Origin of the sequence: Pantoea sp. WEP (genome assembly GCF_041678305.1) — a bacterium.
GTDB classification, from domain to species: Bacteria; Pseudomonadota; Gammaproteobacteria; order Enterobacterales; family Enterobacteriaceae; genus Pantoea; species Pantoea dispersa.
This window is the reverse complement of sequence record NZ_JBGNXB010000001.1, coordinates 3,260,570-3,284,643: the sequence shown is the minus strand read 5'-3', so window position 1 is coordinate 3,284,643 and position 24,074 is coordinate 3,260,570. Positions and strand designations below refer to the sequence as shown.

Annotated in this window: 24 protein-coding genes; 9 read left to right on the top strand and 15 right to left on the bottom strand. The window is 59.9% G+C overall.

Annotated elements, in window-relative coordinates; translation table 11 throughout:
* Nucleotides 1-76: 76 nt before the first annotated feature.
* Both ABVR31_RS15435 and ABVR31_RS15430 read right to left on the bottom strand, forming a co-directional pair.
* On the bottom strand, nt 77-961 hold the full coding sequence (locus ABVR31_RS15435) for a dihydrodipicolinate synthase family protein (RefSeq protein WP_371221702.1): 885 nt from the start codon (nt 959-961) through the stop codon (nt 77-79).
* A gap of 11 nt (nt 962-972) precedes the next feature.
* On the bottom strand, nt 973-2,127 hold the full coding sequence (locus tag ABVR31_RS15430) for an iron-containing alcohol dehydrogenase (RefSeq protein ID WP_222951275.1): 1,155 nt from the start codon (nt 2,125-2,127) through the stop codon (nt 973-975).
* Between the two features lie 188 nt (nt 2,128-2,315).
* Between ABVR31_RS15430 and ABVR31_RS15425 the strand changes: the two genes are divergently transcribed.
* From ABVR31_RS15425 to ABVR31_RS15415, 3 genes are read left to right on the top strand one after another with little or no spacing between them, the layout of a single operon-like run.
* Nucleotides 2,316-3,587: a four-carbon acid sugar kinase family protein gene (locus ABVR31_RS15425; RefSeq protein WP_222951274.1), complete on the top strand. Its 1,272-nt coding sequence runs from the start codon at nt 2,316-2,318 to the stop codon at nt 3,585-3,587.
* Complete coding sequence (locus ABVR31_RS15420) at nt 3,580-4,560, top strand: D-threonate 4-phosphate dehydrogenase (protein WP_222951273.1); 981 nt, start codon at nt 3,580-3,582, stop codon at nt 4,558-4,560. Before ABVR31_RS15425 ends, ABVR31_RS15420 begins: the two co-directional genes overlap by 8 nt.
* Nucleotides 4,561-4,566: 6 nt before the next feature.
* Complete coding sequence (locus tag ABVR31_RS15415; protein ID WP_022547144.1) at nt 4,567-5,328, top strand: DeoR/GlpR family DNA-binding transcription regulator; 762 nt, start codon at nt 4,567-4,569, stop codon at nt 5,326-5,328.
* A 78-nt stretch (nt 5,329-5,406) separates the two neighbouring features.
* Here ABVR31_RS15415 and speD read toward each other — a convergent pair whose 3' ends face one another.
* The 3 genes from speD to ABVR31_RS15400 all read right to left on the bottom strand — a co-directional run bounded on the left by speD (nt 5,407) and on the right by ABVR31_RS15400 (nt 7,547).
* Complete coding sequence (gene speD, locus ABVR31_RS15410; RefSeq protein ID WP_021507527.1) at nt 5,407-6,216, bottom strand: adenosylmethionine decarboxylase; 810 nt, start codon at nt 6,214-6,216, stop codon at nt 5,407-5,409.
* 19 nt (nt 6,217-6,235) lie between these two features.
* Complete coding sequence (gene speE / locus ABVR31_RS15405) at nt 6,236-7,090, bottom strand: polyamine aminopropyltransferase (protein ID WP_058780455.1); 855 nt, start codon at nt 7,088-7,090, stop codon at nt 6,236-6,238.
* A gap of 109 nt (nt 7,091-7,199) precedes the next feature.
* Entirely contained in the window at nt 7,200-7,547 is a 348-nt protein-coding gene (locus ABVR31_RS15400; protein WP_021507525.1) for a YacC family pilotin-like protein, read from the bottom strand.
* 177 nt (nt 7,548-7,724) lie between these two features.
* Between ABVR31_RS15400 and cueO the strand changes: the two genes are divergently transcribed.
* Entirely contained in the window at nt 7,725-9,338 is a 1,614-nt protein-coding gene (gene cueO / locus ABVR31_RS15395; RefSeq protein ID WP_372773364.1) for a multicopper oxidase CueO, read from the top strand.
* Here the strand turns inward: cueO and ABVR31_RS15390 are convergent.
* Nucleotides 9,325-10,620, bottom strand: a complete 1,296-nt coding sequence (locus ABVR31_RS15390) for a cystathionine gamma-synthase family protein (RefSeq protein WP_288423367.1) — start codon at nt 10,618-10,620, stop codon at nt 9,325-9,327. The two genes, cueO and ABVR31_RS15390, sit on opposite strands and share 14 nt — an antisense overlap.
* A gap of 154 nt (nt 10,621-10,774) precedes the next feature.
* Between ABVR31_RS15390 and hpt the strand changes: the two genes are divergently transcribed.
* The 4 genes from hpt to ABVR31_RS15370 all read left to right on the top strand — a co-directional run bounded on the left by hpt (nt 10,775) and on the right by ABVR31_RS15370 (nt 14,409).
* The gene (hpt, locus tag ABVR31_RS15385) at nt 10,775-11,311 is read left to right on the top strand and encodes a hypoxanthine phosphoribosyltransferase (protein WP_021507522.1); all 537 of its coding nucleotides are present in this window, start codon (nt 10,775-10,777) and stop codon (nt 11,309-11,311) included.
* Nucleotides 11,312-11,556: 245 nt separating this feature from the next.
* The gene (locus ABVR31_RS15380; protein ID WP_021507521.1) at nt 11,557-12,483 is read left to right on the top strand and encodes an ABC transporter ATP-binding protein; all 927 of its coding nucleotides are present in this window, start codon (nt 11,557-11,559) and stop codon (nt 12,481-12,483) included.
* Nucleotides 12,480-13,250: an ABC transporter permease gene (locus tag ABVR31_RS15375; protein WP_021507520.1), complete on the top strand. Its 771-nt coding sequence runs from the start codon at nt 12,480-12,482 to the stop codon at nt 13,248-13,250. Before ABVR31_RS15380 ends, ABVR31_RS15375 begins: the two co-directional genes overlap by 4 nt.
* A gap of 151 nt (nt 13,251-13,401) precedes the next feature.
* Nucleotides 13,402-14,409: an acyltransferase gene (locus ABVR31_RS15370; RefSeq protein ID WP_058780458.1), complete on the top strand. Its 1,008-nt coding sequence runs from the start codon at nt 13,402-13,404 to the stop codon at nt 14,407-14,409.
* Nucleotides 14,410-14,445: 36 nt separating this feature from the next.
* Here ABVR31_RS15370 and panD read toward each other — a convergent pair whose 3' ends face one another.
* The 9 genes from panD to thpR form a co-directional block, all read right to left on the bottom strand.
* A complete protein-coding gene (gene panD / locus ABVR31_RS15365; RefSeq protein WP_021507518.1) occupies nt 14,446-14,826 on the bottom strand; it encodes an aspartate 1-decarboxylase in 381 nt (126 codons plus the stop codon).
* A gap of 85 nt (nt 14,827-14,911) precedes the next feature.
* Entirely contained in the window at nt 14,912-15,766 is an 855-nt protein-coding gene (gene panC / locus ABVR31_RS15360) for a pantoate--beta-alanine ligase (protein WP_336699512.1), read from the bottom strand.
* 15 nt (nt 15,767-15,781) lie between these two features.
* On the bottom strand, nt 15,782-16,576 hold the full coding sequence (panB, locus tag ABVR31_RS15355) for a 3-methyl-2-oxobutanoate hydroxymethyltransferase (RefSeq protein WP_058780480.1): 795 nt from the start codon (nt 16,574-16,576) through the stop codon (nt 15,782-15,784).
* Between the two features lie 82 nt (nt 16,577-16,658).
* Nucleotides 16,659-17,144: a 2-amino-4-hydroxy-6-hydroxymethyldihydropteridine diphosphokinase gene (gene folK, locus ABVR31_RS15350; protein WP_058780459.1), complete on the bottom strand. Its 486-nt coding sequence runs from the start codon at nt 17,142-17,144 to the stop codon at nt 16,659-16,661.
* Nucleotides 17,141-18,556 carry a polynucleotide adenylyltransferase PcnB gene (gene pcnB, locus ABVR31_RS15345; RefSeq protein WP_206099480.1) on the bottom strand — a complete coding sequence of 472 codons (1,416 nt, stop codon included), beginning with the start codon at nt 18,554-18,556 and terminating at the stop codon, nt 17,141-17,143. Before pcnB ends, folK begins: the two co-directional genes overlap by 4 nt.
* 38 nt (nt 18,557-18,594) lie before the next feature.
* Nucleotides 18,595-19,530, bottom strand: a complete 936-nt coding sequence (gene gluQRS / locus ABVR31_RS15340; RefSeq protein WP_372773359.1) for a tRNA glutamyl-Q(34) synthetase GluQRS — start codon at nt 19,528-19,530, stop codon at nt 18,595-18,597.
* Nucleotides 19,531-19,600: 70 nt separating this feature from the next.
* Nucleotides 19,601-20,056 (bottom strand): RNA polymerase-binding protein DksA, encoded by a 456-nt coding sequence (gene dksA, locus ABVR31_RS15335; RefSeq protein ID WP_021507512.1) that lies wholly within the window; start codon nt 20,054-20,056, stop codon nt 19,601-19,603.
* Between the two features lie 239 nt (nt 20,057-20,295).
* The gene (gene sfsA / locus ABVR31_RS15330) at nt 20,296-21,012 is read right to left on the bottom strand and encodes a DNA/RNA nuclease SfsA (protein WP_021507511.1); all 717 of its coding nucleotides are present in this window, start codon (nt 21,010-21,012) and stop codon (nt 20,296-20,298) included.
* Complete coding sequence (gene thpR, locus ABVR31_RS15325; protein WP_136547259.1) at nt 21,013-21,552, bottom strand: RNA 2',3'-cyclic phosphodiesterase; 540 nt, start codon at nt 21,550-21,552, stop codon at nt 21,013-21,015.
* Between the two features lie 35 nt (nt 21,553-21,587).
* Between thpR and hrpB the strand changes: the two genes are divergently transcribed.
* Complete coding sequence (gene hrpB, locus ABVR31_RS15320) at nt 21,588-24,065, top strand: ATP-dependent helicase HrpB (protein WP_372773357.1); 2,478 nt, start codon at nt 21,588-21,590, stop codon at nt 24,063-24,065.
* Nucleotides 24,066-24,074: the final 9 nt, after the last annotated feature.

Here is a 24,074-nt window from a genome sequence, read left to right as displayed (position 1 = left end):
TAGCGGCGGCTGTATTGCGCGATGAATCGCGCCGCTACCACAGTTGCGTGCGGTAAGTGCTTTGAATTTCCTGGCTTTACTGCAAATACTGATTCACGATCTGGCGGATCTTCTGCTCTTCCTCCGCAGAGAAGCGCACCGCATAGCGGCTGTCGCCAACCTCATAGCCGAGCAGCGCCACGGCTTTTTTCACCGCCGCCGGGGAAAAACCAATGCTGTAAAGATCGGTACGCAGGCCGGTGACGTTCTCCTGAGCGGCGCGCGATCCGGCGATGTCACCGGCATGGAAGCGCGCCCAGATGGCGTTAATCTCTTTCGGCGCCACGTTAGCCAGCCCGGAAATACAGGCGGAACAGCCATCGACGAAGCCCTGATGAATCAGTGAATCCGGCCCGTTCAGCACGTTGAAATGCGCAATACCTGCCGCTGCCTGCAGAAAGCCGCTCAGGCTTTCGTAGCTGCCGGCGCTGTCTTTGATGCCAATGATGTTGGGATGCGCTGCCAGCGTGCGCACGGTTTCCGGCAGCAGCGTATTACCGGTGCGCGCCGGAATGTTGTAGAGAAACAGCGGGACGTCGATAGCGTCGGCCACGGCACGGTAGTGATCAATCAGCTCTTCCTGTTTGAGCGGCACAAAGTAAGGGGTGATCACCGAGACGGCATCCACGCCCAGCTTTGCCACCTGCCTGCCCAGCCGTATAGTGTCACGCGTCGAGATCTCGCCAATGTGCGCCACCACCGGTGCAGTGCCGTTTACTTCGTCGACGCAGGTCTCGGTCACCGCCAGCTTTTCCTGCTCGTTCAGCACGAAAAACTCCCCGTTGGTGCCGCCGCAGAAAATACCGTTACCGGCGCTCAGCTGACGCCGAATCTGTTCACGCTGCGCGGCAGGATTGTAGGCTCCGTCGCGATCAAAAGTGGTGACGATGGCGGTCAGTACGCCCTGAATATTGTTGCTCATGATTCCCCCGCTCATGCTGAGTGATTTAACGCCGGAAACAGCGTCAGGTAGACGTTGCGCACATCGTCGGCGCTGACTTTCATCGGTACATTCTTCATCAGGCGCTGCACGTCCAGCGCGGCTTCGACCAGATACGGCAGATGATCCGGCCCGATGCCCAGCGCTTCCAGGCTGGCAGGCAGTTTAAGGCGCTGCACCAGCGCGGCGAAATAGGCCACCAGCGCGTGCGATTTAGCCTCTTCATCCAGTGTGCTATCGGCATCCGGCAGCAGATCGTAGGCCTGCGCGAACTTGCTCACCGCCGCCGGACGCACAAACTGCATGCACGGCGCCAGCAGAATGGCGTTGGCCACGCCGTGCGGCAGATGATACTTGCCGCCCAGCGGATAGGACATGGCGTGCACCAGGTGCGTCCCGGCATGGGCGATCGCCGCTCCGCCGTAGTAGGACGCCCACAACATATTCAGCCGTGCTTCCAGGTTGTCCGGTTCGGCAAGGGTCTTTTCGAGGCTGGCGAACAGCTTTTTCATGCCGATCAGCGCATAGTTATCACTCACCGGATTGGCCACGGTGGCGGTGAAGCACTCAATCAGGTGGCACAGCGCATCAATTCCGGTCGACGAGGCGATGTGCGCCGGCATGCTGGTGGTCAGTTCCGGAATCAGCGCCACATAGTCCGGCAGCATCACCGGCGAAATAATACCGACTTTGGTCTCTTTCTCCGGAATGGCAAGGATGGCATTGGGCGTGGCTTCCGAGCCGGTGCCGGCCGTGGTCGGGATCAGTAAAGAAGCGGTACGCGTGTGCGGCTTCTCACCGGCCAGCAGCGCCGTCAGGGTTGGCGCATCGGCTACGCACAACACGGACAGCAGCTTCGCCACATCCAGCACGCTGCCGCCGCCAATGCCGATCACCAGATCGACGTCGCCGTGCGGCAGCGCCGCAACAATCGCCGCCACATCATGCTGGCTCGGCTCGGGCGGCACTGTATCAACCAGGCTCAGGCTGGCGATCTGCTGCTGCAGCCGGGCGATAAGCGCCTGCACCGCCGGAATACCCAGAATGTTTTTATCCGTGACCAGCAACGCCTTCTGCTTATCCTGCAGTAAATAGCTGAGATCGTTTAGAGCCTGATAGCCACTGATCACGGTGCTGTTGATATTCATGTCATGCCCTTATAACGGTTTTGCACATTATGATTAGGTTTGCTCAATGCTGTGCGGGGTGTATCCCTTTCTGAGGCTAAATTTATAGGCGATATCGATTTCAATTAATTTGATCTTGCTCACATATAATCAATCATGATTGAATATAATCAAATGCAGCACGGCAAGGGGCCGTGACAGGAGAGAGAATGACTTCATCGCCATGGAAAACGCCCGTTCTGGTGATTGCCGACGATTTTACCGGTGCCAATGACGCAGGCAGCGGCTTCGCGCTGGCCGGCGCGCGCGTCCACGTGCTGTTCAATAACCTGACGCCCCCGGATGCCGGCGCAGCGGATGTGCTGGTGATCAGCACCGATAGCCGTGCGGTGAGCGCAGCGGAAGCCGCCAGCCGTACACATGCCGCCATGCAGCCGCATCAGCAGATAGCGCAACACGGCTGGCTGTTTAAGAAAATTGACTCAACGCTGCGCGGCAATCCAGGCGCTGAGGTGGCTGCCGCGCTGCAGGTCAGCGCGAAACGGCTGGCGCTGGTGGTGCCGGCGGTGCCAAAGCTGGGCCGCATCACGCGCGGCGGGGAAGTGTGGATCCATCAACAGCGCCTGACTGATACCGAATTTGCCAGCGATCCTAAAACCCCGGTGACCAGCAGTAACGTGCTGACGCGGCTGCAGATGCAATGCGACCTGCCGGGCGAGCAGATCGATCTTGCCACGGTACGCAGCGGCACGCTGGCCGCACGGCTGGCGACCAGTCAGGGACTGCTGGTACTGGACGCGGAACTGCAGGCGGATATCGACACTATTATCGCGGCGGCCGCGACGCTGCCGGAACGTCCGCTGCTGGTCGGCGCGTCCGGGTTAAGCGATGCGCTGGGTGCGCATCTTGCTGCGCGGCCCTCTCGCCCGGTGCTGGCGATAGTCGGTTCGATGAGCGCCATGGCGCAGCAGCAAATCGCCCGGCTCGCCAGCCAGCGTGACATCCGCTTGATTGATATTGATATTTGCCAGCTGTTTGCCACACCGGCATGGCCGCAGGCGGCGGCCTGGCAGCAGGCGATGGTCCAGGCGCTGCGCGAGGGCGTGCACTGTGTGGTACGCACCACGCAACAGGCTGATCAGCGCTACGCGATTGCGCAGCTGTGTCAGCAGCAGCAGATTACGCGCCAGCAGCTCGGCGAGCGCATCTGCCAGTTTCTGGCGCAGCTCACGCGCGCCGTCTGCGCGCACATTCAGCCTGCCGGCCTGTTTCTTTCCGGCGGTGACGTGGCCATCGCGGTGGCGCAGGCACTCGGGGCCAGCGGCTTTCAGATTCAGGGCCAGGTGGCGGGCTGTGTACCGCACGGGGTTCTGCTTAACAGTGAATTACACCTGCCGGTGATGACCAAAGCGGGTGGCTTTGGTGATGAAAACACCCTGGCAGAAGCCATTCGTTTTATTGAGGAGAAGTCGAGTGAATAACACTATTGCGGTGACCATGGGCGATCCGGCGGGCATCAGCCCGGAAATCATCATTAAAGCGCTGGCAGAAGGGGAGCTGGCGGGCATTCCGGCGGTGGTGGTCGGCTGTGCCGCGACGCTGCGTCGGGTGCTGGCGCTGAACATTACGCCGCAGGCCGAGCTGCGCGTGCTGGACAGCGTGCAGGATGCGCATTTCGCACCGGGCATCATTAACGTCATCGATGAGCCGCTGGCCGATCCTGATGCGCTGCAGCCGGGCAGGGTGCAGAAGCAGGCCGGCGATCTGGCCTGGCGCTGCGTGAAGCGCGCCACCGAACTGGCGCTGGCGGGCGACGTGCAGGCGATTGCCACCGCCCCGCTGAACAAAGAGGCGCTGCACGCGGCGGGCCACCTTTATCCCGGCCACACTGAACTGCTGGCACAGCTGACCCAGACCAAAAATTACGCCATGGTGCTGTATACCGACCATCTGAAAGTGATCCACGTGACCACGCACATCGCGCTGCGTAAGTTCCTCGACACGCTGAACGGCGAACGTATTCAGACGGTGATCGGCATGGCTGACAGCTTCCTGCGCCGCGTGGGCTATGACCAACCGCGCATCGCGGTCGCCGGGGTCAATCCGCACGCGGGCGAGAATGGCCTGTTTGGTGATGAAGAGATCACCACGGTGACACCAGCCATCCAGGCAATGAAGCAGCAGGGCATTGATGTCTATGGCCCGTGCCCGCCGGATACGGTGTTTTTACAGTGCCAGCAGGGGCAGTACGATATGGTGGTGGCGATGTACCACGATCAGGGGCATATCCCGTTGAAACTGCTTGGCTTTTACGATGGCGTCAACATCACGGCGGGACTGCCGTTTATCCGCACTTCCGCCGACCACGGCACGGCATTTGATATCGCCTGGACAGGTAAAGCGAACTCTGCGAGCATGGCGATCTCGATAAAACTCGCGATGCAGCTTGCATAGGGAAATATGAAGGGACAAAGCCGTCTCGACCAGATTATGGACTATCTCAAAAGTCATAATCTGGTCACTGTTGAACAGCTGGTGAGCGCCATTTCTGCTTCGCCAGCCACCATTCGCCGCGATCTGATTAAGCTGGACAAGGAAGGGGTGATTAGCCGCAGCCACGGCGGCGTCACGCTGAACCGCTTTATCCCGACGCAGCCGACCACGCTGGAGAAGATGCAGCGTAACCTGGCGGAGAAGCAGGCCATCGCCCAGTTCGCTGCCAGCTATGTGCAGTCCGGCGATGCGGTAGTGCTGGATGCCGGCACCACCATGCTGGAACTGGCACGACAGCTGACCCATTTGCAGCTGCGGGTGATCACCGCCGATCTGCACATTGCGCTGTTTTTGTCGGAGTTTAAACAGATTGAGACCACCATCATCGGCGGCCGCATCGACGACTCCAGCCAGTCGTGCATTGGTGAGCACGGCCGGCGCCTGCTGCGCAGTATCAATCCGGACATCGCGTTTGTCAGCTGTAACTCATGGAGTATTGAGCGCGGTATTACCACGCCGACGGAAGACAAAGCCGGGCTGAAGATGGATCTGCTGGCCAACGCGCGCCGGCGCATTCTGCTGGCCGACAGCAGTAAATATGGCTCATGGTCGCTGTACTGCGCGGCACCGATTGATAGCCTGACCGATGTGGTGACCGATTCCCGCCTTGATGAAGCGGTATGCCGTGATTTGCGCGAGCGCGGCATTGGCCTGCAGCTGACCGCGTAAATGTGCCGCCTGCATCAGCGGGTAAATGACGTGCGCTGCGTTACCGCGGCGCAGCCTTCACCCACTGCTGGCGCTGAGTTATAACAACTTCAATCCCGTCGCCGGAATATTGCGCCCGTAATAAATCTCACGCATCTCCTTCCACAACAGATTGGTAATGCGCTTGTGCTCCTGCGGGCTCAGCTCTTCAGGTTTGGTGTTGAACAGGTAATACTTCAGATCAAATTCCTTCAGCAACATCTTGGTATGAAAGATGTTTTCCTGATAAACGTTAACGTCCACCATGTCGTACATCGCTTTCATATCCTCGGACATGAAGTTCTGAATGGAATTGATCTCATGGTCGATGAAATGCTTCACGCCATTGACGTCGCGGGTGAAGCCGCGCACGCGGTAATCCACGGTCACGATATCCGACTCCAGCTGGTGGATGAGATAATTCAGCGCCTTCAGGGGCGAAATCACGCCGCAGGTCGAGACTTCAATGTCGGCGCGGAAGGTACATAAACCGCCTTCCGGGTGACTCTCCGGATAGGTGTGCACGCAGATGTGACTCTTGTCGAGGTGCGCGACCACCGAACTGGGCAGCGGGCCGGGATGCTCGGAATTATCGATATCCTGCGGATTGATCGGCTCTTCGCTGACCAGAATCGTCACGCTGGCACCCTGCGGCTCATAATCCTGGCGCGCGATATTCAGCACGTTAGCACCGATAATCGAGCAGGTCTCGGTGAGGATTTCCGTCAGGCGGTTGGCGTTATATTGCTCATCAATATAGGCGATATAGCCATCACGTTCGGCTTCGCTATTGGCATAGCAAATGTCGTAGATACAAAAACTCAGGCTTTTGGTCAGATTATTGAAGCCATGTAGTTTTAGCTTTTGCAATTGGGTTCACCTCCTGAGATCAGCTGAGCGCGTTTAAAAGATATTGCGGCAGGGCAAAGCTGCCGATGTGCAGCTGTGGCGTGTAGTAACGGCAGGGCAGTCCGGCCGCGGCAAAACGTGACTGCAGCGTCGCAAGGTCCGGCTGGCGCAGCGCCGGATTATCGCTCGCCCAGGCAAAGGTCATGATGCCGCCGTAATAGGTCGGAATCGCCGCCTGATAAAAGCTGACGTCAGCGAAATAGTGGCTGAGTTTGCGGTGGCTGTTGACCGCTTCATCCTGCTGCAGGAAGCAGACGCCGTTCTGCGCGACAAACACGCCACCGGGATTGAGCGCCTGTTTGCAACCGGCATAAAACGCCGAGGTGAACAGACTCTCGCCGGGACCGATTGGATCGGTACAGTCGGAGATGATCACATCAAACCGTTCCTGCGTCTGGCTGACGAAGTTAACGCCATCGTCGATCACCAGCTGCAGACGCGGATCGTCGTAAGCGCCGGCGCTGTGGTTAGGCAGATAGGTTTGACAGAAATTCACCACGCCGGCATCAATTTCCACCATGGTGATGTGCTCAACGCGCTGATGCCGGGCGACCTCGCGCAGCATCGCGCCGTCACCGCCGCCGATAATCAATACGCGCCGGGCATTGCCGTGCGCCAGAATCGGCACGTGCGTCATCATTTCGTGATAGATAAACTCATCGCGCTCGGTGGTTTGCACCACGCCGTCCAGCGCCATCACGCGGCCAAACGCGGCGTTCTCAAAGATCACCAGATCCTGATGCGCGGTTTTATCGCGGTAAAGCAGATTATCTACGCTGAAATATTGGCCAAAGCCGCTATGCAGCGTCTCATGCCAGGTCTCTTTGTCGGCCATGCCGGAGCGCTCCTTATGCTGTTAACGCGCAATAATGCCAGAAAAAAGCATAACGAATTATGACCGTGCTTGCACGGTCAGGGCGTTAACAGCAGCGCAGGGCGGAGGATTATTTCACGTAGGCAAGCAGGCTGAGGGAATCGCGCGCCAGCGACTTACACTTTTTGTCATTGGTGATGGCGATACCGCTCAAATCTTTGTAGCTCTCTTCACCGAGGGATTTCATGTTGTAAGCGCTGTAGTTGCTCAGATCCCAGCGGTTTTGCTGGGCAAAAAACACCAGTGCTTTACGAATCTGCGCGTCGGGCAGATCCTGATAGCCGCAATCATTTTTCAGATAGACAAACACCGCGGTGAGGTCAGCCAGATCTTCTGCTTCGGATTCGCTCAGGGCAAAACTGGTGGAGGAGAAGCCAAGGAGTCCCGCCAGCAGCAGGATCTTGATGCTTTTCGTCATAATCGTTCTCAACAAGGGACAATTTAATGACGTTAGCACAGTTATTGCCGGGATTCCGCTAAATTTGGCTAAATGGGCCACTGGCGCGCTTTTTATCCCGGCGGGCGCTTTCATCGCTTGACCCTCCCGCAGGGGAAAGGTTTACGCTGTGCCCCTATTCACGATAAGGATATGAATATGCAACGTCGTCATTTTCTCAAGCTGACCGCCGCCCTCAGTGCAGCCGGCGCGCTGCCCTTCTGGAGCCGCTCGCTGATGGCCGCTACGCGCCCGCTGTTGCCCATCCCGTCGCTGCTGGAGCCCGATGCACACGGCCAGTACACGCTGACCGCCATGACCGGCAACAGCCAGTGGAACGGCAAATCCGTCCCAACCTGGGGTTACAACGGTAGCCTGCTCGGCCCGGCGCTGCGGCTGCAGCGTGAGAAAAGCGTCACCGTCAATATTCATAATCGCCTGCCGGAAGCCACCACGCTGCACTGGCACGGGCTGGAAATTCCCGGCGCGGTGGATGGCGGTCCGCAGGCGCTGATTGCGCCCGGCGCCACGCGTCAGGTGAGTTTTACCCCCGATCAACCGGCGGCGACCTGCTGGTTCCATCCGCATCAGCACGGCAAAACCGGCTATCAGGTGGCGCAGGGGCTGGCGGGGCTGGTACTGCTAGAAGATGAGGCGTCCGGCAAGCTGCGGCTGCCGATGCAGTGGGGCGAAGATGATGTGCCGCTGATTTTCCAGGATAAGCAGCTCACTCAGGACGGTACGCGTATCGATTATCAGCTGGATATCATGCGCGCCGCCGTGGGCTGGTTTGGCGATTTGATGCTGACCAACGGCGTGCCGTATCCACAGCACGCGGTGCCGCGCGGCTGGCTGCGCCTGCGCCTGCTCAACGGCTGCAACGCGCGCTCGCTGCACATCGCCGCCAGCGATAAACGTCCGCTGTACGTGGTGGCGAGCGACGGTGGCCTGCTGGCTGAACCGGTGAAGGTTAAGAGCCTGCCGCTGCTGCCGGGCGAGCGCTTTGAAGTGCTGGTGGATACTTCAGACGGCAAAACCTTTGATATCGTAACGCTGCCGGTCACGCAGATGGGCATGACGCTGGCGCCGTTCGATCAGCCGCTGCCGCTGGTGCAGATTCTGCCGCTGCGCGTGATGGCCAGCGGTACGCTGCCGGACCAGCTGGTGGATGTGCCGCCGCTGCCGGCAACGGAAGGGCTGCAGAGCCGCTGGCTACAGCTGATGATGGATCCGCAGCTGGATCAGCAGGGCATGCAGGCGCTGCAGCAGCGCTACGGTGCCAAAGCGATGGGCAGCCAGCACGGCGCGGGCAAAGCGATGGATCACGGCAGCATGAAGATGGACCATGGCGCGATGGATCATAGCAACATGGATCACGGCGATATGGCGATGGATCAGGGCAACCCTGCCCGCAGCGCCGTATATGATTTCCACAACGGCAACAAAATCAACGGCCAGGCCTTCAACATGGAAAAGCCCATGTTTGCCGTGCCGCTGGGCAAATATGAAAAATGGACCATCTCCGGCGAAGGCGACGCCATGCTGCATCCGTTCCACATTCACGGCACGCAGTTCCGCATTCTGTCCGAGAACGGCAAGCCGCCTGCGGCGCATCGCGCCGGCTGGAAAGACATGGTCAGCGTCAACGGCTGGCGTAGTGAAGTGCTGGTGCGCTTCAACTACGTCGCCGATAGCGAAAATGCCTATATGGCGCACTGCCATCTGCTGGAGCATGAGGATACCGGCATGATGCTGGGCTTTACGGTGAGCTGACGGCCGCTTCCAGCGCCAGGCGGATATCCTCAATCAAATCATCGGCATGTTCGATGCCGATCGACAGGCGCACCGTCGCGTCGGTGATGCCAATGCGCTCCCGCACCTCCTGCGGTACGCCGGAATGGGTGGTGCTGGCGGGATGGCTGGCGAGCGACTCGGTGCCGCCGAGGCTCACCGCCAGTTTGAACAGCGCCAGCGCGTTGAGAAAGCGGAATGCCGCAGCCTGGCCGCCCTCGATATCAAAGGAGAAGGTGGAACCGGCGCCGCTGCACTGGCGCTGCCAGGTTTCTCCTGCCGGACTGCTGGCGTCGAGATAGGGCAGCCAGTGCAGTTTCGCCACCTGCGCGTGATCGCGTAGAAATGCCGCGACCTGTTCCGCATTGCTGGCGGCTTTCTCCATGCGCAGCGACAGCGTTTCCAGCGAGCGGCCAATCATCCAGCTGGAGTGCGGATCGAGTTGGGTGCCAATCGCGCTGCGCAGCGAACGCACTTTGTTGATGAACGCCCGGCTGCCCAGCGCGGCGCCGGCAATCAAATCGGAATGACCGCCGACATATTTGGTCAGCGAGTAGAGCGAGATATCCGCGCCGTGCTGCAGCGGACGCTGAAACAGCGGGCCGAGCAGGGTGTTGTCGCAGGCGAGAATCGGCCGGGAGCCCTGCTGCTGGGTGATCACCTCCGCCACCTGACGCATCAGTTGGATGTCCACCAGACTGTTGGTGGGGTTGGCCGGTGTTTCAATCAGAATCATCGCGACGCGCCCGCGCTGCCACGCCAGCTTCGCGGCTTCATACACTTTATCTTCGTCGGTGCCGTCGCTGAATCCCACCGCTTTGATCTCCAGATCGTGCAGCGTTTTGCTCAGCAGCGTTTCGGTGCCGCCGTACAGCGGCTGCGAGTGCAGGATCACTTCGCCGGGACGGGCAAAGGTCAGCAGCGTGGTGGCAATCGCCGACATGCCGGAAGAGAACAGCGCGGCGCTTTCGGCACCTTCATAAATGGCCAGCCGATCTTCGACGATCTCGCTGTTAGGATGGTTGAAGCGGGAATAGACCAGCCCGCCGCTTTTGCCCGCCGGCGGTTGCTGGCGGCCGGCAACGAAATCGAAAAATTCTTTGCCCTCTTCGGCGCTGTTAAACACAAAGGTTGACGTCAGAAACACCGGCGGCTTCACCGCACCTTCTGACAGGCGCGGATCGTAACCGTAGTTGAGCATCTGCGTTTCCGGATGCAGTTCACGCGTGCCGATCTGCGTTTTTTTACCTGATGAAGCGGCCATAGGGATCTCCAGAGAGAGCGGGCAGGATGCTTACAGTTAACGCCAGCGCAATAAATTTCGCCACGATAACGTTTGCGTTCTGTGCGCGGCGTTAGCCTGTGCGTCGACTATGATAGAATGCGCGGCTTTCTGAAAACCTTCTTAGGCGAATGCAATGAAACACACCGTCGACGTGATGATCTCTGAGCAGGAGATCGCAACCCGTATTGCCGAACTGGGCAAGCAGATCAGCGAGCACTACCGCAACAGCGGCAGCGAAATGGTGCTGGTCGGCCTGCTGCGCGGCTCCTTCATGTTTATGGCAGACCTGTGCCGCGCCATTGATGTTGCGCACGAAGTCGACTTCATGACCGCCTCCAGCTACGGCAGCGGCATGTCCTCCACGCGCGACGTGAAAATCCTTAAAGATCTCGACGAAGACATTCGCGGCAAAGACGTGCTGATCGTCGAAGACATCATCGACTCCGGTAACACCCTGAGCAAAGTGCGTGAAATTCTGCAGCTGCGTGAGCCAAAATCACTGGCGATCTGCACGCTGCTGGATAAGCCGGAGCGTCGTGAAGTTGAGGTGCCGGTCGAGTTTGTCGGCTTTACCATTCCGGATGAGTTCGTGGTCGGCTTCGGTATTGATTACGCACAGCGCTACCGCCATTTGCCGTATATTGGCAAAGTTACGCTGCTGGACGAATAACCGCACAATCTTCCAAGGCTGATTCCCTCCGCCTGCGATAAGATGCGCAGCCCGTAACTCAATGACTTACGGGCTCGGCACGCGTTTTCCTGCGGCACGCAGAGTGGTAGAGTGTGGTGGGTTATCACTCTGCGCAATTCCTTTGATTTCACAACCGTTATCGCTGAATAACCCCGCACGCTCGACGCGAGCGCACTATCATTTCATATGGCTATGATGTCACTACAACAGGGTACGGACTCGCAATGACTTATGCACTGGAACTTTCCGGGCTGACCAAGACCTATCCCGGCGGCGTACAGGCGCTGAAAGGCCTCGATCTCAACGTGGAAGCAGGCGATTTTTATGCCTTACTGGGCCCTAACGGTGCCGGTAAGTCCACCACCATTGGCATTATCAGCTCGCTGGTGAACAAATCCAGCGGCAGCGTGCGCGTGTTTGGCTACGACCTGCAGAAAGATGTGGTCAACGCCAAGCGGCAGCTTGGGCTGGTGCCACAGGAATTCAACTTTAACCCGTTTGAAACCGTGATGCAGATTGTGGTTAATCAGGCCGGTTATTACGGCGTGGAACGTGCCGAAGCGAACAAGCGCGCGGAAAAATACCTTAATCAGCTCGACCTGTGGGGCAAGCGTAACGAACGGGCGCGCATGTTGTCCGGCGGGATGAAGCGCCGGCTGATGATTGCCCGGGCGCTGATGCATGAACCGAAACTGCTGATTCTTGATGAGCCGACGGCTGGTGTAGATATCGAACTGCGCCGCTCAATGTGGGTGTTCCTGAAAGAGCTGAACGCCAAAGGCACCACCATCATCCTGACCACCCACTATCTGGAAGAGGCGGAAATGCTGTGCCGTAACATCGGCATCATCCAGAGCGGCGAGCTGGTGGAGAACACCTCAATGAAAGGGCTGCTGTCCAAGCTGCAGTCGGAAACCTTTATCCTCGACCTGGCGCCGCGCAGCCCGCTGCCGCAACTGGAGGGCTTCCAGTATCGTCTGGTTGATACCTCAACGCTGGAAGTGGAAGTGATGCGTGAACAGGGGCTGAATAGCGTATTCAGCCAGCTGAGCGCGCAGGGCGTGCAGGTGCTCAGCATGCGCAATAAAGCGAATCGTCTGGAAGAGCTGTTCGTCAGCCTGACGCAGGGAAAAACAGGAGTAACCGCATGACGCATCTGTACTGGGTGGCGCTCAAGAGTATCTGGAGCAAAGAGATCAACCGTTTTGCCCGCATCTGGATTCAGACGCTGGTGCCGCCGGTGATCACCATGACGCTGTACTTTATTATCTTTGGCAATCTGATCGGCTCACGCATCGGCGATATGCACGGCTTCAGCTACATGCAGTTTATCGTGCCGGGCCTGATTATGATGGCGGTGATCACCAACGCTTACGCCAACGTCGCTTCGTCATTCTTCAGCGCTAAGTTCCAGCGCAACATTGAAGAGCTGCTGGTGGCGCCGGTGCCGACGCACATCATTATCGCCGGTTATGTCGGCGGCGGCGTAGCGCGCGGCGTGTGCGTGGGCGTGCTGGTGACGGCGGTGTCGCTGTTTTTTGTGCCGTTCCACGTATTCTCGTGGCCGATGGTGGCGATCACGCTGCTGCTGACGGCGATTCTGTTCTCGCTGGCGGGCCTGCTGAATGCGGTGTTTGCGCGCACCTTTGACGACATCAGCCTGATCCCGACCTTCGTGCTGACGCCGTTAACTTACCTCGGTGGCGTATTCTATTCGCTGGCGCTGCTGCCGCCGTTCTGGCAGGCGGTGTCGAAGCTCAATCCGGTGGTGTACATGATCAGCGGGTTCCGCTATGGCTTCCTTGGCATCAACGATGTTCCGCTGGTGTTGACGCTGTCAGTGCTGGTGGCGTTTATCGTGGTGTTTTACGTGCTGGTGTATGCGCTGATTCAGCGGGGACGCGGCTTGCGCACCTGAGGCGCAGCTCCGAATAAGAAGCCGCTGCCGGCGTCGTCCGGCGGCGGCTTTTTTTTACCCACTCTTCGCAATTCCAGACGCGTCTTGTGCTTTCAGTCTGTGGCTTTCCCCATAGTGGCCGCTGACCAAAAAAGCAGCGGGGAAGCGAAGAGTGAATCGGGTATCATGGATTGATAATTTACGCGGTATGAGCATTCTGGCCGTGATTTTTTTGCACTGCATGATTGCAGTGAACCAGCAGGCCGGGCACTTCACTGCCTTTAACGAGCTGGTGAATCAGCTGCTGGCGCCGGTGCGTATGGGGCTGATGTGCTTTGTCTCCGGACTGTTCGTCGCCAGCGGTTTACGCCACGGGCAGGCGCGCTATCTGCGAAACAAAGTCAGCAGCATTCTCTATCCGTTTGCCGTCTGGGCGCTGATCTACGGCGGGCTGAAGTGGACCTTCAGCGCGATGGCCAATCACCCACAGTCGCCGCTGGCCATCGCGCTCGGCCATCTGAGCGGCGGCGATATCACCTGGTTTCTGCACTCGCTGTTTCTGTTCTTTGTGCTGATTATCCCGGCGCGCCGCCTGCCTGCGGCGCTGGTGCTGACATTGTGCGTTGCCGGTGCGGTGCTGCTGCCGCCGGTGCCGCCTGACTCGCTGTTTGCCAGTTTCGACAACCTGCATCTGAACAAGTCGCTGGTGCTGTTTGCCTTCTTCTACAGCGCCGACTGGCTGGTGCGCCAGGATATTGATATTGCCGCGTTCGCGCAGCGTCGTACGCCGCTGCTGCTGTCGCTGATCGCCTTTATGCTGCTTGCGGCGTTCAGCCTGTGGGGCGGGCTGCGTCAGCATTCGCCGTGGCTGCTGCCGCTGGCGCTGCCCTCAATCCCGCTGTTCGTTGCGCTGGCCTGCCGTATCAATCTGCGGGCGGTTAACTACGTTGGCCGCCATTCGATTGTGTTTTATCTGTCGCACTATCTGGCGATTCAGGTGTGCAGTAAATTGCTGCGCCACGACGGCCACTCTGCGTGGCTGGCTGACCTGCATTTTGTGCTGGCGTTCAGCGTCGCGCTGGCGTTGCCAACGGCGCTGTGCGTACTGCGGGCAAAAGGGTGGTTTGACTGGTTGTTTACGCTGAAGCGCAAAGGGCAGCCGCAGCTGGCGGGTGTGTAAGGGAAAGGCGCGCTGTCAGTACAGCGCGCGGGATGATCAGGCCACCTGCACCGGTAGCGCTTTAGCGATACGTTTCATTTCGTTATCGCCGTCGAAGTAGGCCACTTTGGGCTGCCAGCTGCGCGCCACTTCATCTTCCACCTGCACATAAGAACAGATGATCAGCAGATCGCCCTGACAGGCACAGCGCGCGGCTGCACCGTTGACCGAAATGATTTTCGAGCCGCGCTCGGCGGCAATGGCATAGGTAGAGAAGCGCTGGCCGTTGGTGACGTTATAGATGTCGATGGCTTCGTATTGCAGAATGCCGGAGGCATCAAGGAAATCCTGATCGATGGCGCAGGAGCCTTCATAATGCAAATCCGCCTGTGTCACTTTTACGCGGTGCAGTTTGCCTTGTAATACGGTACGAATCATAGCGTGATACCTTTGTTATACCCGTGCGCGGCCGGTTTCTACCGCGCAGTGTGTAGCGGGTACATGCTGCCCATAAACGACGGCGTTAAACCGTCAGATCCACTTGCTGATTATCAATTAAACGCGCATTGCCGAGCCAGGCGGCCATCAGAATCACTGCGCGCTGGCTGTCGACCGTCAGCGGCTGCAGCGTATCGGCATCGCAGATGGCCAGGCCGTCCGGGCGCAGGCCCTGATCGCGCAGCGTCTGTTCGGCGTGCTCAATAATCTCATCCACGTGCCGCTCGCCGTTGCTGAGGCGCTGCGCCATGCTGTTCATCACCTGGCTGAGCACCGGCGCCAGCTTGCGTTCATCGGCAGTAAGATAGCCGTTACGTGAGCTGAGCGCGAGACCGTCGTTGGCGCGCACCGTCGGCACGCCAACGATGTCAATGTCAAAGCCCATGTCCGCCACCATCTTGCGGATGATCGCCAGCTGCTGAAAATCCTTCTCGCCAAAACAGGCGATATCCGGCTGCACCAGATTAAACAGCTTGCTGACGATGGTCGCCACGCCGCGGAAATGACCGGGACGGCTGGCACCTTCCAGCAGCGAAGAGAGACCCGGGACTTCAACAAACGTCTGGCTGTCGAGACCCTGCGGATAGACATCGGCCGGCGCCGGGGCAAAGACCAGGTCGACGCTGTGGCGATTGAGTTTTTCACAATCGTCCTGCAGCGTGCGCGGATAGCGCGCCAGGTCGTCGGCGCGATCAAACTGCATCGGGTTAACGAAGATCGATACCACCACGATATCTGCGCGCTGGCGTGCTTCATCCACCAGCGTCAGATGCCCCTCATGCAGGTTGCCCATAGTGGGCACCAGCGCGATGCGTTTACCTGCCTGGCGCCAGCGTCGAATCTCACGGCGCAGCAGCGGCAGCGTTTCAATGATCAGCACTGCAAATCTCCTGATTTACTGGAAACTGTGTTCGGCAGCAGGGTAGGTGCCTGCCTCAACGTCGGCCATATACTGGCGAATTGCCGCACGAATGTCGCCGGTTTCCGCAAGGAAATTTTTGGCAAATTTTGGAATGTGGCCGCCGGTAATACCAAACGCGTCGTGCATCACCAGAATCTGGCCGTCGGTGACGTTACCGGCTCCGATGCCGATCACCGGTACCGACAACGCTTTTGTGACGCGCTCAGCCAGCGCGACCGGCACGCACTCCAGCACCAGCAGCTGCATACCGGCCGCTTCCAGCGCCAGCGCATCCGCCAGCAGGCGCTCGGCTGCCGCTTCATCGCGCCCCTGCACCTTGTAGCCACCGAAGATATTAACCGACTGCGGCGTCAATCCCAGATGACCACACACCGGCACGGCGCGCTCGGTCAGCATGCGCACGGTCTCTGCCAGCCAGGCGCCGCCTTCCAGTTTTACCAGGTTGGCACCGGCGCGCATCAGCTGCGCGGCACTGTCAAAGGTTTGCTGCGGCGTGGCGTAACTCATAAACGGCAGGTCGGCCATCACCAGCGCGTCAGGCGCACCGCGCCGCACAGCGGCGGTGTGATAAGCAATATCGTCGACCGTCACCGGCAGCGTGGAATCATGGCCCTGCACGGTCATGCCGAGCGAATCGCCAATCAGCAGCAGCGGAATGCCCTGGTCGGCAAACAGGCGCGCGAAGCTGAAGTCGTAGGCGGTCAGCGTGGCGAACTTGCGGCCGCTGGCTTTCAGCTGGCGTAAGTGAGAGAGGGTGGTGGGTTTCATCGCAATCTCCAGCAATTTCTGATGCGCGCAGTGTACTGGATTGATTGCAAAGGCGATACGACGGGCGTGCGATTCTGCCGCGTCAGGCGGACCACAAGCGGATGCTGCTGCGGTCCAGCGTCGCCAGAATGCCGGCCAGCGGCTGGCCGTTTGGCAGGCGCAGTGTCGGCGCGATCTCCAGCAGCGGCACCAGCATGAAGGCGCGGTTGTGCATATCGTAGTGCGGCACCGTCAGGCGCGGCGTGTGGATCACCGCATTGCCGAACAGCATAATATCGAGGTCCAGCGTGCGCGGTCCCCAGCGTTCGGCTTTGCGCACCCGGCCATGCTCCAGCTCAATGCGCTGGGTGTGATCGAGCAGCGTTTCCGCGGCCAGTGTGGTCTCCAGCGCTACCACGGCGTTGAGATAATCCGGCTGATCCGGCGGGCCGTAAGGTGGCGTGCGATAAAACGCGGAGGTGGCTACGCGGTGGGTATCGGGAATGGCATCCAGCGCGGCCAGCGCTGCATCAACCTGATGCAGCGGATCGGCGAGATTACTGCCTAGGGCGAGATAGACCCGCGTCATGACGCGCTGTGGTTGCTGTCGCGGCGCGGGCCAGCTGGACGACGGCGCGGACGGCGCGGTTTACGGCGCGGAGCCGGATCGTCACCCAGGGTGTTGAGCATGGTTTTCTGCTGTGTCGGCACCGCCGACTGGAACTCGCCCCACCACTGGCTGAGGCGCAGCAGCTCGGCGTTGTTCTCGACTTCTGCGCGCAGCGCCAGCAGGTCGTAGGCGGCGCGGAATTTAGGATGCTCCATCAGCTTCCATGCGCGCTTACCGTGACGGCGCGACATGCGCAGCTGCAGCTGCCAGATATCGCGAATCAGCGTGGTGATACGTTTCGGAATCGCCAGCGCACGGCAGGCTTCATCCAGCGTTTCGTTCATGGACAGCGCAAAGGCGTCGAAATAGGTCAGGCCGCTCTCCTGCGCAATCTGCTCGGCTGACTCCAGCTGCGGATACCAGAACATCGCCGCAAACAGGAACGCCGGATTCACGCGCATATCGTTGTGCAGGCGGGTATCGGTGTTTTTCAGCACCTGGGCCAGCATGCGTTCCATCGGGCTGTCGCCCTGTTCGGTAAAGTTGCGCGCCAGCGTCGGGAACAGCGGCTGGAACAGCTGGTATTCGCGCATCATCAGATAGGTGCGATAACCGTAACCGGCCTGCAGCAGCTTCAGCGACTCCTCAAACAGGCGCGCCGGCGGAATGTCATTGAGCAGCGTGGCGAGGCGGGGAATCGGCTCGGCGGTTTCCGCCGCAATGCTCATGTCCAGCTTGGCGGCGAAGCGCACCACGCGCAGCATACGCACCGGATCTTCGCGGTAGCGCGTTTCCGGATCGCCAATCATGCGGATGATGCCTTCCTGCAGATCCTGCAGGCCACCGACGTAATCGCGTACGGTGAAATCAGCCACGCTGTAATAGAGGCTGTTGATGGTTAAATCGCGGCGCTGCGCATCATCTTCAATGTTGCCAAAAATATTGTCGCGCAGCAGCATGCCGTTCTGACCGCGCTGCGAACCGTTGCGATCGTCGACGCTCTCTTCCTGATGATGGCCGCGGAACGTGGCGACTTCGATCACTTCCGGACCGAACATCACATGCGCCAGACGGAAGCGACGCCCGACCAGGCGGCAGTTGCGGAATAGCTTACGCATCTGCTCCGGCGTGGCGTTGGTGGTCACGTCAAAGTCCTTCGGCTTTTTACCCAGCAGCAAATCGCGCACGCCGCCGCCAACCAGATAGGCTTCGTATCCGGCTTTGTTCAGGCGATACAGCACTTTGAGAGCGTTTTCGCTGATATCTTTGCGTGAGATATTGTGGCTTTCCCGGGGGATAACGGTCATCAGACTTACGGTTTCCACCTCTTCAGGGGCCTCCTCATCACGCTTGAGGACTCTCCGGCAAAAATTAGCGACTCGGGTAAAAATGGGACACCTCGACAGTGAGAAAATGGGTGTGAATAAAATCAGCGGCTAATCATAGCCTGTTGCGAACCATTTAGGAATGGCGTTGTCGTCTCATCCGGTTGTTGCGCATCATGCCGCGGAATCGATGCGCTATCCCAGTGTGTAACGGCATGGTCCAGCAGCGCCTCCAGCCCATGGTCCTGCCAGCCCGGCAAAACCGACTGCCCCAGGAAGCTCAGCGCCTGCACCAGCACCGGTCGCGGATCGCCGTCCGGTAAGGCCGGCGCGTGGTTCTGCTTCGACAATTTATTACCGTCCGGGTTAATTGCCAGCGGCAGATGCAGATAAGCCGGCACCGGCCAGCCAAACTGCTGATACAGCGCAATCTGGCGCACCGTTGGCTCAATCAAATCCGCACCGCGCACAATCTCCGTCACGCCCTGAAAATGGTCATCGACCACCACCGCAAGGTTATAGGCGAACAGTCCATCACGACGGTGAATAATAAAGTCTTCCTGCGCCAGACGCGGCTCCGCCTGCAGATGGCCGCGCAGGCGATCGTCAAAACCGTACACCGGCGCATGCTGACGCAGCCGCAGCGCGGCGCCCTCCGGCTGCAGATGTAAATCGCGGCAGTGACCGTCGTAAAAGCCGCCCAGCTGCTGAATGCGGCTGCGCGGGCAGGTACAGAAGTAGCTTTGACGATGTTCGCGCAGCCAGCTAAGCGCCGCGCGATAGGCCTCGTGGCGCTGCGACTGCCACAGCACGTCGCCGTCCCAGTGCAGCCCATAATGGGTCAGCTGACGCAGGATGCGCGTTGCGGCACCGGCGACTTCACGTGGCGGATCGATATCTTCAATGCGCACCAGCCAGCGGCCCTGCTGCGCGCGCGCGCTCAGGTAGCTGCCTAATGCGGCTATCAGCGAACCGAAATGAAGATCACCGGAAGGAGAGGGGGCGAAACGCCCGATGCAGGGAAGCGTGGCGGACATCATGCTGTGGTACACCGCACGGCGGGAAAACAGTGGTTTTCCCGGCTGTGCGGCGACAGTCTGTTAACGGCCATTAGCCTGCCATCTGCTTCTCGCGGATTTCTGCCAGCGTTTTGCAGTCAATGCAGAGATCGGCGGTCGGACGCGCTTCGAGACGGCGGATACCAATTTCGACTCCACAGGATTCGCAGTAGCCAAAGTCGTCGTCTTCCACTTTCTTGAGCGTTTTCTCAATCTTTTTAATGAGTTTGCGCTCACGATCGCGGTTACGCAGCTCCAGGCTGAACTCCTCTTCCTGGGCGGCACGGTCAACCGGATCCGGGAAGTTGGCAGCTTCGTCCTGCATATGCGACACAGTACGGTCTACTTCATCCCTGAGTTGGTTGCGCCAGGCTTCCAGAATCTTGCGGAAATGGCTCAGCTGGGCGTCATTCATATACTCTTCGCCCGGTTTCTCCTGATACGGCTCCACCCCAGCGATGGCGAGGATACTCAGGGACGATGTTTTACGGTTTTGCCCTTCTTGCATGTTGTTTCTCCTGGATAACACGCACTACCCGTTCTGTTTCAGATTGCGAAAGCCTTTGCCTGCAACCCGACGCATGCGGGGCATATCGATTCCCATCAGGGAAAAAAACAGGCCGCTATAAATAGCAGAAGCAATCAAGGTTGGCAATTATTCATGAACGCACCTTGACAAGCCTGTGAGGAACAGCGTATTTAGCGCACCGCTCAGAACATTCTTATCACAGCAAATAACGTTAAATATTACAACTGTGCGTTAATCGTTACCGTTAACGGCCGGGTAAGTAACATTTCTGCCGGTGAAATCTGAGCCTGATACGCCAACACTTCCACACCGCAGCGCTGCGCCTGTACCAGTAGTTCTGCGTATTGCGCATCGATATGGTGCGCCGGGGAAACGTCCTCAATCCCCGTGTGCAGAACAGCAAACAACAAAACGGCCCGGTGGCCTTCTGCCGCGATAGTGCTTAATTCGCGCAGATGTTTCTGTCCACGAGCCGTCACCGCATCCGGAAAATAGCCTTTACCATTTTGTAAAAGGGTGACGGACTTGACTTCAATATAGCAGTTGGCTTTGCCCTCCGCTTGCAACAGGAAGTCAATTCGGCTTTTTTCCGTGCCGTATTTCACCTCAGCCTGGCAGTGGCTATAAGCGGATAATTCCGGAATTGCGTCGCGCAGCAGCGCCTCGCGCACCAGTTGGTTAGCGCGCAGGGTGTTGACGCAAATCCAGTGGCCCTGCGCGGTTTGCGTTATTTCCCAGCTGTGCGGATATTTGCGCGTCGCGCTGGCCGAGGTGGAGTACCACACCGTGTCGCCTGGCGTGGCGCAGCCGGTCATCGCGCCGGTATTGGCGCAGTGCAGGGTAAAGGTGTCACCTTCCGGCGTAATGACATCGGCTAAAAAACGTTTATAGCGGGTGATTAAGCGGGCTGATTGTAACGGCGGATCGAACTGCATTTATGCTCCTGCGGCAGATAACAGTGGCCAGCGCGCCAGCCGGCGATAGCGCGTGCGTCCCTGCGTGAAGCTGGACGCAAACAGCGCGAAATGACTCACCTCAATGCGCCAGTGAAAACCGCGCGGCGGCAGCGCCACGGCCTGCGCAGCGTGGCGCAGCAGGGTGATGTGGGGATGGAACGGCTGCGTACTCTGCGCACAGCCATGGCGCGCGGCCTGGGCGCGCAGCAGGTTGGCCAGCTGCAGTAAACCGCGCGGCGCGCGCTGGCAGCCAAGCCACACCACGCCGGGACGCGGCCAGTGACCGGCGTCATCGAGATCCAGCGTAAAGCCAGGCTGGCGGATGCGTGCCGCCAGCTGCTGCAGCTGCTCCGCCGTTTCCGTGCTGACCTCACCGAGAAACGCCAGCGTCAGGTGCAGATTCGCCGCCGCCACCGGTTTACCCGCGTCTGCGGCGAAGCAATCGGCCCGCCATTGCACCAGCTGTTGCTGGAGGGCATCAGGCAATTCGAGGGCAAAAAACAGTCGTTGCGTGGCCATGCTGAACTCCGGTAATTGGCGCCGGGTGGTGTACAATGCGCGCCATCTTAGCACAGGCAGAGTGGGAGTTGAGTGTGAGTGAGTTACCGGTAAGCGAGGTACTGCCTGCATTGCTGGCCGCGCTGGCGCAGTCGCCACAGGTGCTGCTGGCGGCCCCGACCGGCGCCGGGAAATCCACCTGGCTGCCGCTACAGCTGCTGCAACAGGCGCAGCTGCCAGGGCAAATCATCATGCTGGAGCCGCGCCGGCTGGCGGCACGCAACGTGGCACAGCGGCTGGCGGAACAGCTGGGTGAACAGCCAGGCGAGACGGTAGGTTATCGGCTGCGCGGGGAAAACTGCAGCAGCGCAGCGACGCGTCTGTTGGTGGTCACCGAAGGCATTCTGACGCGCATGCTGCAGCGCGATCCGCTGCTGGAGGGCGTATCGCTGGTGATCCTCGACGAATTCCATGAGCGCAGCCTGCAGGCTGATCTGGCGCTGGCGCTGCTGCTTGATGTGCAGCAGGGATTGCGCGACGACCTGAAAATTCTGCTGATGTCGGCAACGCTGGATAATCAGCAGCTACGCACGCTACTGCCCGACGCGCCGTTTATTGCGTCACAGGGGCGCAGCTTTCCGGTGATGCGACATTACGCTTCGCTCAATCCGCAGCAGCGGTTTGAAGAGGCAGTGGCGCGCGAGGTGGCACAGTTGCTGCGGGATGAGCCCGGTTCGCTGCTGCTGTTTCTGCCCGGCGTGGCGGAGATTGAACGGGTGAAGCGTGAACTGGCGTCGCGCGTCAGTGATGAGGTGGATTTATCTCCTTTATATGGTGCGCTGTCGTTGGAGGCACAGCGGCGGGCCATCCTGCCGGCCGCGCCGGGCCGGCGTAAAGTGGTGCTCGCCACCAATATCGCCGAGACCAGCCTGACGATTGAAGGTATCCGCCTGGTGGTGGACAGCGCGCTGGAGCGCGCGGCGCAGTTTGACGTGCGCAGCGGCGTGACGCGTTTGCTGACCCAGCGCATCAGCCAGGCATCGATGACGCAGCGCGCTGGCCGCGCCGGTCGCCTGGCGCCGGGGATCTGCCTGCATCTGCTGCCGCAGGAGCAGGCGCTGCGTGCGGCGGCGCAGAGTGAGCCGGAGATACTCACCAGCGATCTGGCCTCGCTGCAGCTGGATTTACTGCAGTGGGGCTGTCAGGACGCGGCTCAGCTGCAATGGCTGGATAGTCCACCGGCGCGCAGCCTGCAGGCGGCACGTCAACAGCTGCAGCGGCTCGGCGCGCTGGATAGCGAAGGACGGCTCAGCGCGCGCGGTCGTAAAATGGCGCAGCTCGGCAGCGATCCGCGTCTCACGGCGATGCTGTGCGCCGCCGGCGATGATGTGCACGCCATCGCCAGCGCGGCGCTGCTGGTGGCGATTCTGGAGGATCCGCCGCGCAGCGGCAGTGTCGATCTGCGTGATGCGCTCAACCAGCCACAGCCGCAGTGGCTGCGGCGCGCGCGGCACTGGCAGCAGCGCCTGAATGCAGGTCAGGGGCGCGTTGACGCCGATCGCTTCCCGGCGCTGCTGGCCGCCGGATTTGCTGACCGGCTGGCGCAGCGTCGCGGTCACAGCGCGCGCTATCAGCTCGCCAATGGTATCGGCGCGATGCTGGATGAGCACGACGGCCTGAGCCGCTATGAGTGGCTGATTGCCCCGAGCCTGCTGCAGGGGGCCAGCAGTGCCGATGCGCGCATGCTGCTGGCGCTGCCGGTAGAGATGGATGCGCTGCGCCAGCAGTGCCCGCAGCTGGTGGAGCAGCGCACCGATGTGGACTGGGATGAAGACAAAGGCACGCTGCGCGCGTGGAAGCGGGAAGCGATTGGCGCGCTGATCCTGCGGGCCCAGCCGCAGGCGCGGCCCGAGCCGGAGATCCTGCATCCGGCGATGCTGCGCTGGATCCGCGAAAAAGGGCTGGCGGTGCTCGGCTGGACGCCAGAGGCAGAGCAGTTGCGTGTGCGCCTGCAGTGCGCCGCGCAGTGGCTGCCGGAAGAGGCGTGGCCGACGCTGGATGATGACACGCTGCTGGCCTCGCTGGAGCACTGGCTGCTGCCGGAGATGGGCGCAGTACGCGATTTGAAAGGGCTGCAGAGCGTTAATCTTGTCAGCGCTTTATTACATTTGCTGACATGGTCACAGCGGCAGCGGCTGGATACTGTGCTGCCAACTCATTACACTGTGCCGACCGGAAGTCGCCTGCCGATTCGCTACGACACGGAAAAGCCCCCCGCGCTGGCGGTGCGTATGCAGGAGATGTTTGGCGAGGCGCAGAACCCGGCGGTTGCCGATGGGCGCGTTCCGCTGGTGCTGGAGCTGCTTTCGCCGGCGCACCGTCCGCTGCAGATCACCCGCGACCTCGCGGCGTTCTGGCGCGGTGCGTATCCTGAAGTGCAGAAAGAGATGAAAGGGCGCTATCCCAAACATCCGTGGCCGGACGATCCGGCCAGCGCCTTGCCGACGAGGCGCACCAAAAAATATTCCTCGTAGCCCGCAGTG

Excerpts from the sequence above, each read along its gene's own strand:
- ABVR31_RS15435 (WP_371221702.1), bottom strand. The coding sequence starts at position 961 with ATGAGCAACAATATTCAGGGCGTACTGACCGCCATCGTCACCACTTTT.
- ABVR31_RS15430 (WP_222951275.1), bottom strand. The coding sequence starts at position 2,127 with ATGAATATCAACAGCACCGTGATCAGTGGCTATCAGGCTCTAAACGAT.
- ABVR31_RS15425 (WP_222951274.1), top strand. The coding sequence starts at position 2,316 with ATGACTTCATCGCCATGGAAAACGCCCGTTCTGGTGATTGCCGACGAT.
- ABVR31_RS15415 (WP_022547144.1), top strand. The coding sequence starts at position 4,567 with ATGAAGGGACAAAGCCGTCTCGACCAGATTATGGACTATCTCAAAAGT.
- speE (WP_058780455.1), bottom strand. The coding sequence starts at position 7,090 with ATGGCCGACAAAGAGACCTGGCATGAGACGCTGCATAGCGGCTTTGGC.
- ABVR31_RS15400 (WP_021507525.1), bottom strand. The coding sequence starts at position 7,547 with ATGACGAAAAGCATCAAGATCCTGCTGCTGGCGGGACTCCTTGGCTTC.
- cueO (WP_372773364.1), top strand. The coding sequence starts at position 7,725 with ATGCAACGTCGTCATTTTCTCAAGCTGACCGCCGCCCTCAGTGCAGCC.
- ABVR31_RS15390 (WP_288423367.1), bottom strand. The coding sequence starts at position 10,620 with ATGGCCGCTTCATCAGGTAAAAAAACGCAGATCGGCACGCGTGAACTG.
- hpt (WP_021507522.1), top strand. The coding sequence starts at position 10,775 with ATGAAACACACCGTCGACGTGATGATCTCTGAGCAGGAGATCGCAACC.
- ABVR31_RS15380 (WP_021507521.1), top strand. The coding sequence starts at position 11,557 with ATGACTTATGCACTGGAACTTTCCGGGCTGACCAAGACCTATCCCGGC.
- ABVR31_RS15375 (WP_021507520.1), top strand. The coding sequence starts at position 12,480 with ATGACGCATCTGTACTGGGTGGCGCTCAAGAGTATCTGGAGCAAAGAG.
- panD (WP_021507518.1), bottom strand. The coding sequence starts at position 14,826 with ATGATTCGTACCGTATTACAAGGCAAACTGCACCGCGTAAAAGTGACA.
- panB (WP_058780480.1), bottom strand. The coding sequence starts at position 16,576 with ATGAAACCCACCACCCTCTCTCACTTACGCCAGCTGAAAGCCAGCGGC.
- folK (WP_058780459.1), bottom strand. The coding sequence starts at position 17,144 with ATGACGCGGGTCTATCTCGCCCTAGGCAGTAATCTCGCCGATCCGCTG.
- gluQRS (WP_372773359.1), bottom strand. The coding sequence starts at position 19,530 with ATGATGTCCGCCACGCTTCCCTGCATCGGGCGTTTCGCCCCCTCTCCT.
- dksA (WP_021507512.1), bottom strand. The coding sequence starts at position 20,056 with ATGCAAGAAGGGCAAAACCGTAAAACATCGTCCCTGAGTATCCTCGCC.
- sfsA (WP_021507511.1), bottom strand. The coding sequence starts at position 21,012 with ATGCAGTTCGATCCGCCGTTACAATCAGCCCGCTTAATCACCCGCTAT.
- thpR (WP_136547259.1), bottom strand. The coding sequence starts at position 21,552 with ATGGCCACGCAACGACTGTTTTTTGCCCTCGAATTGCCTGATGCCCTC.
- hrpB (WP_372773357.1), top strand. The coding sequence starts at position 21,588 with ATGCGCGCCATCTTAGCACAGGCAGAGTGGGAGTTGAGTGTGAGTGAG.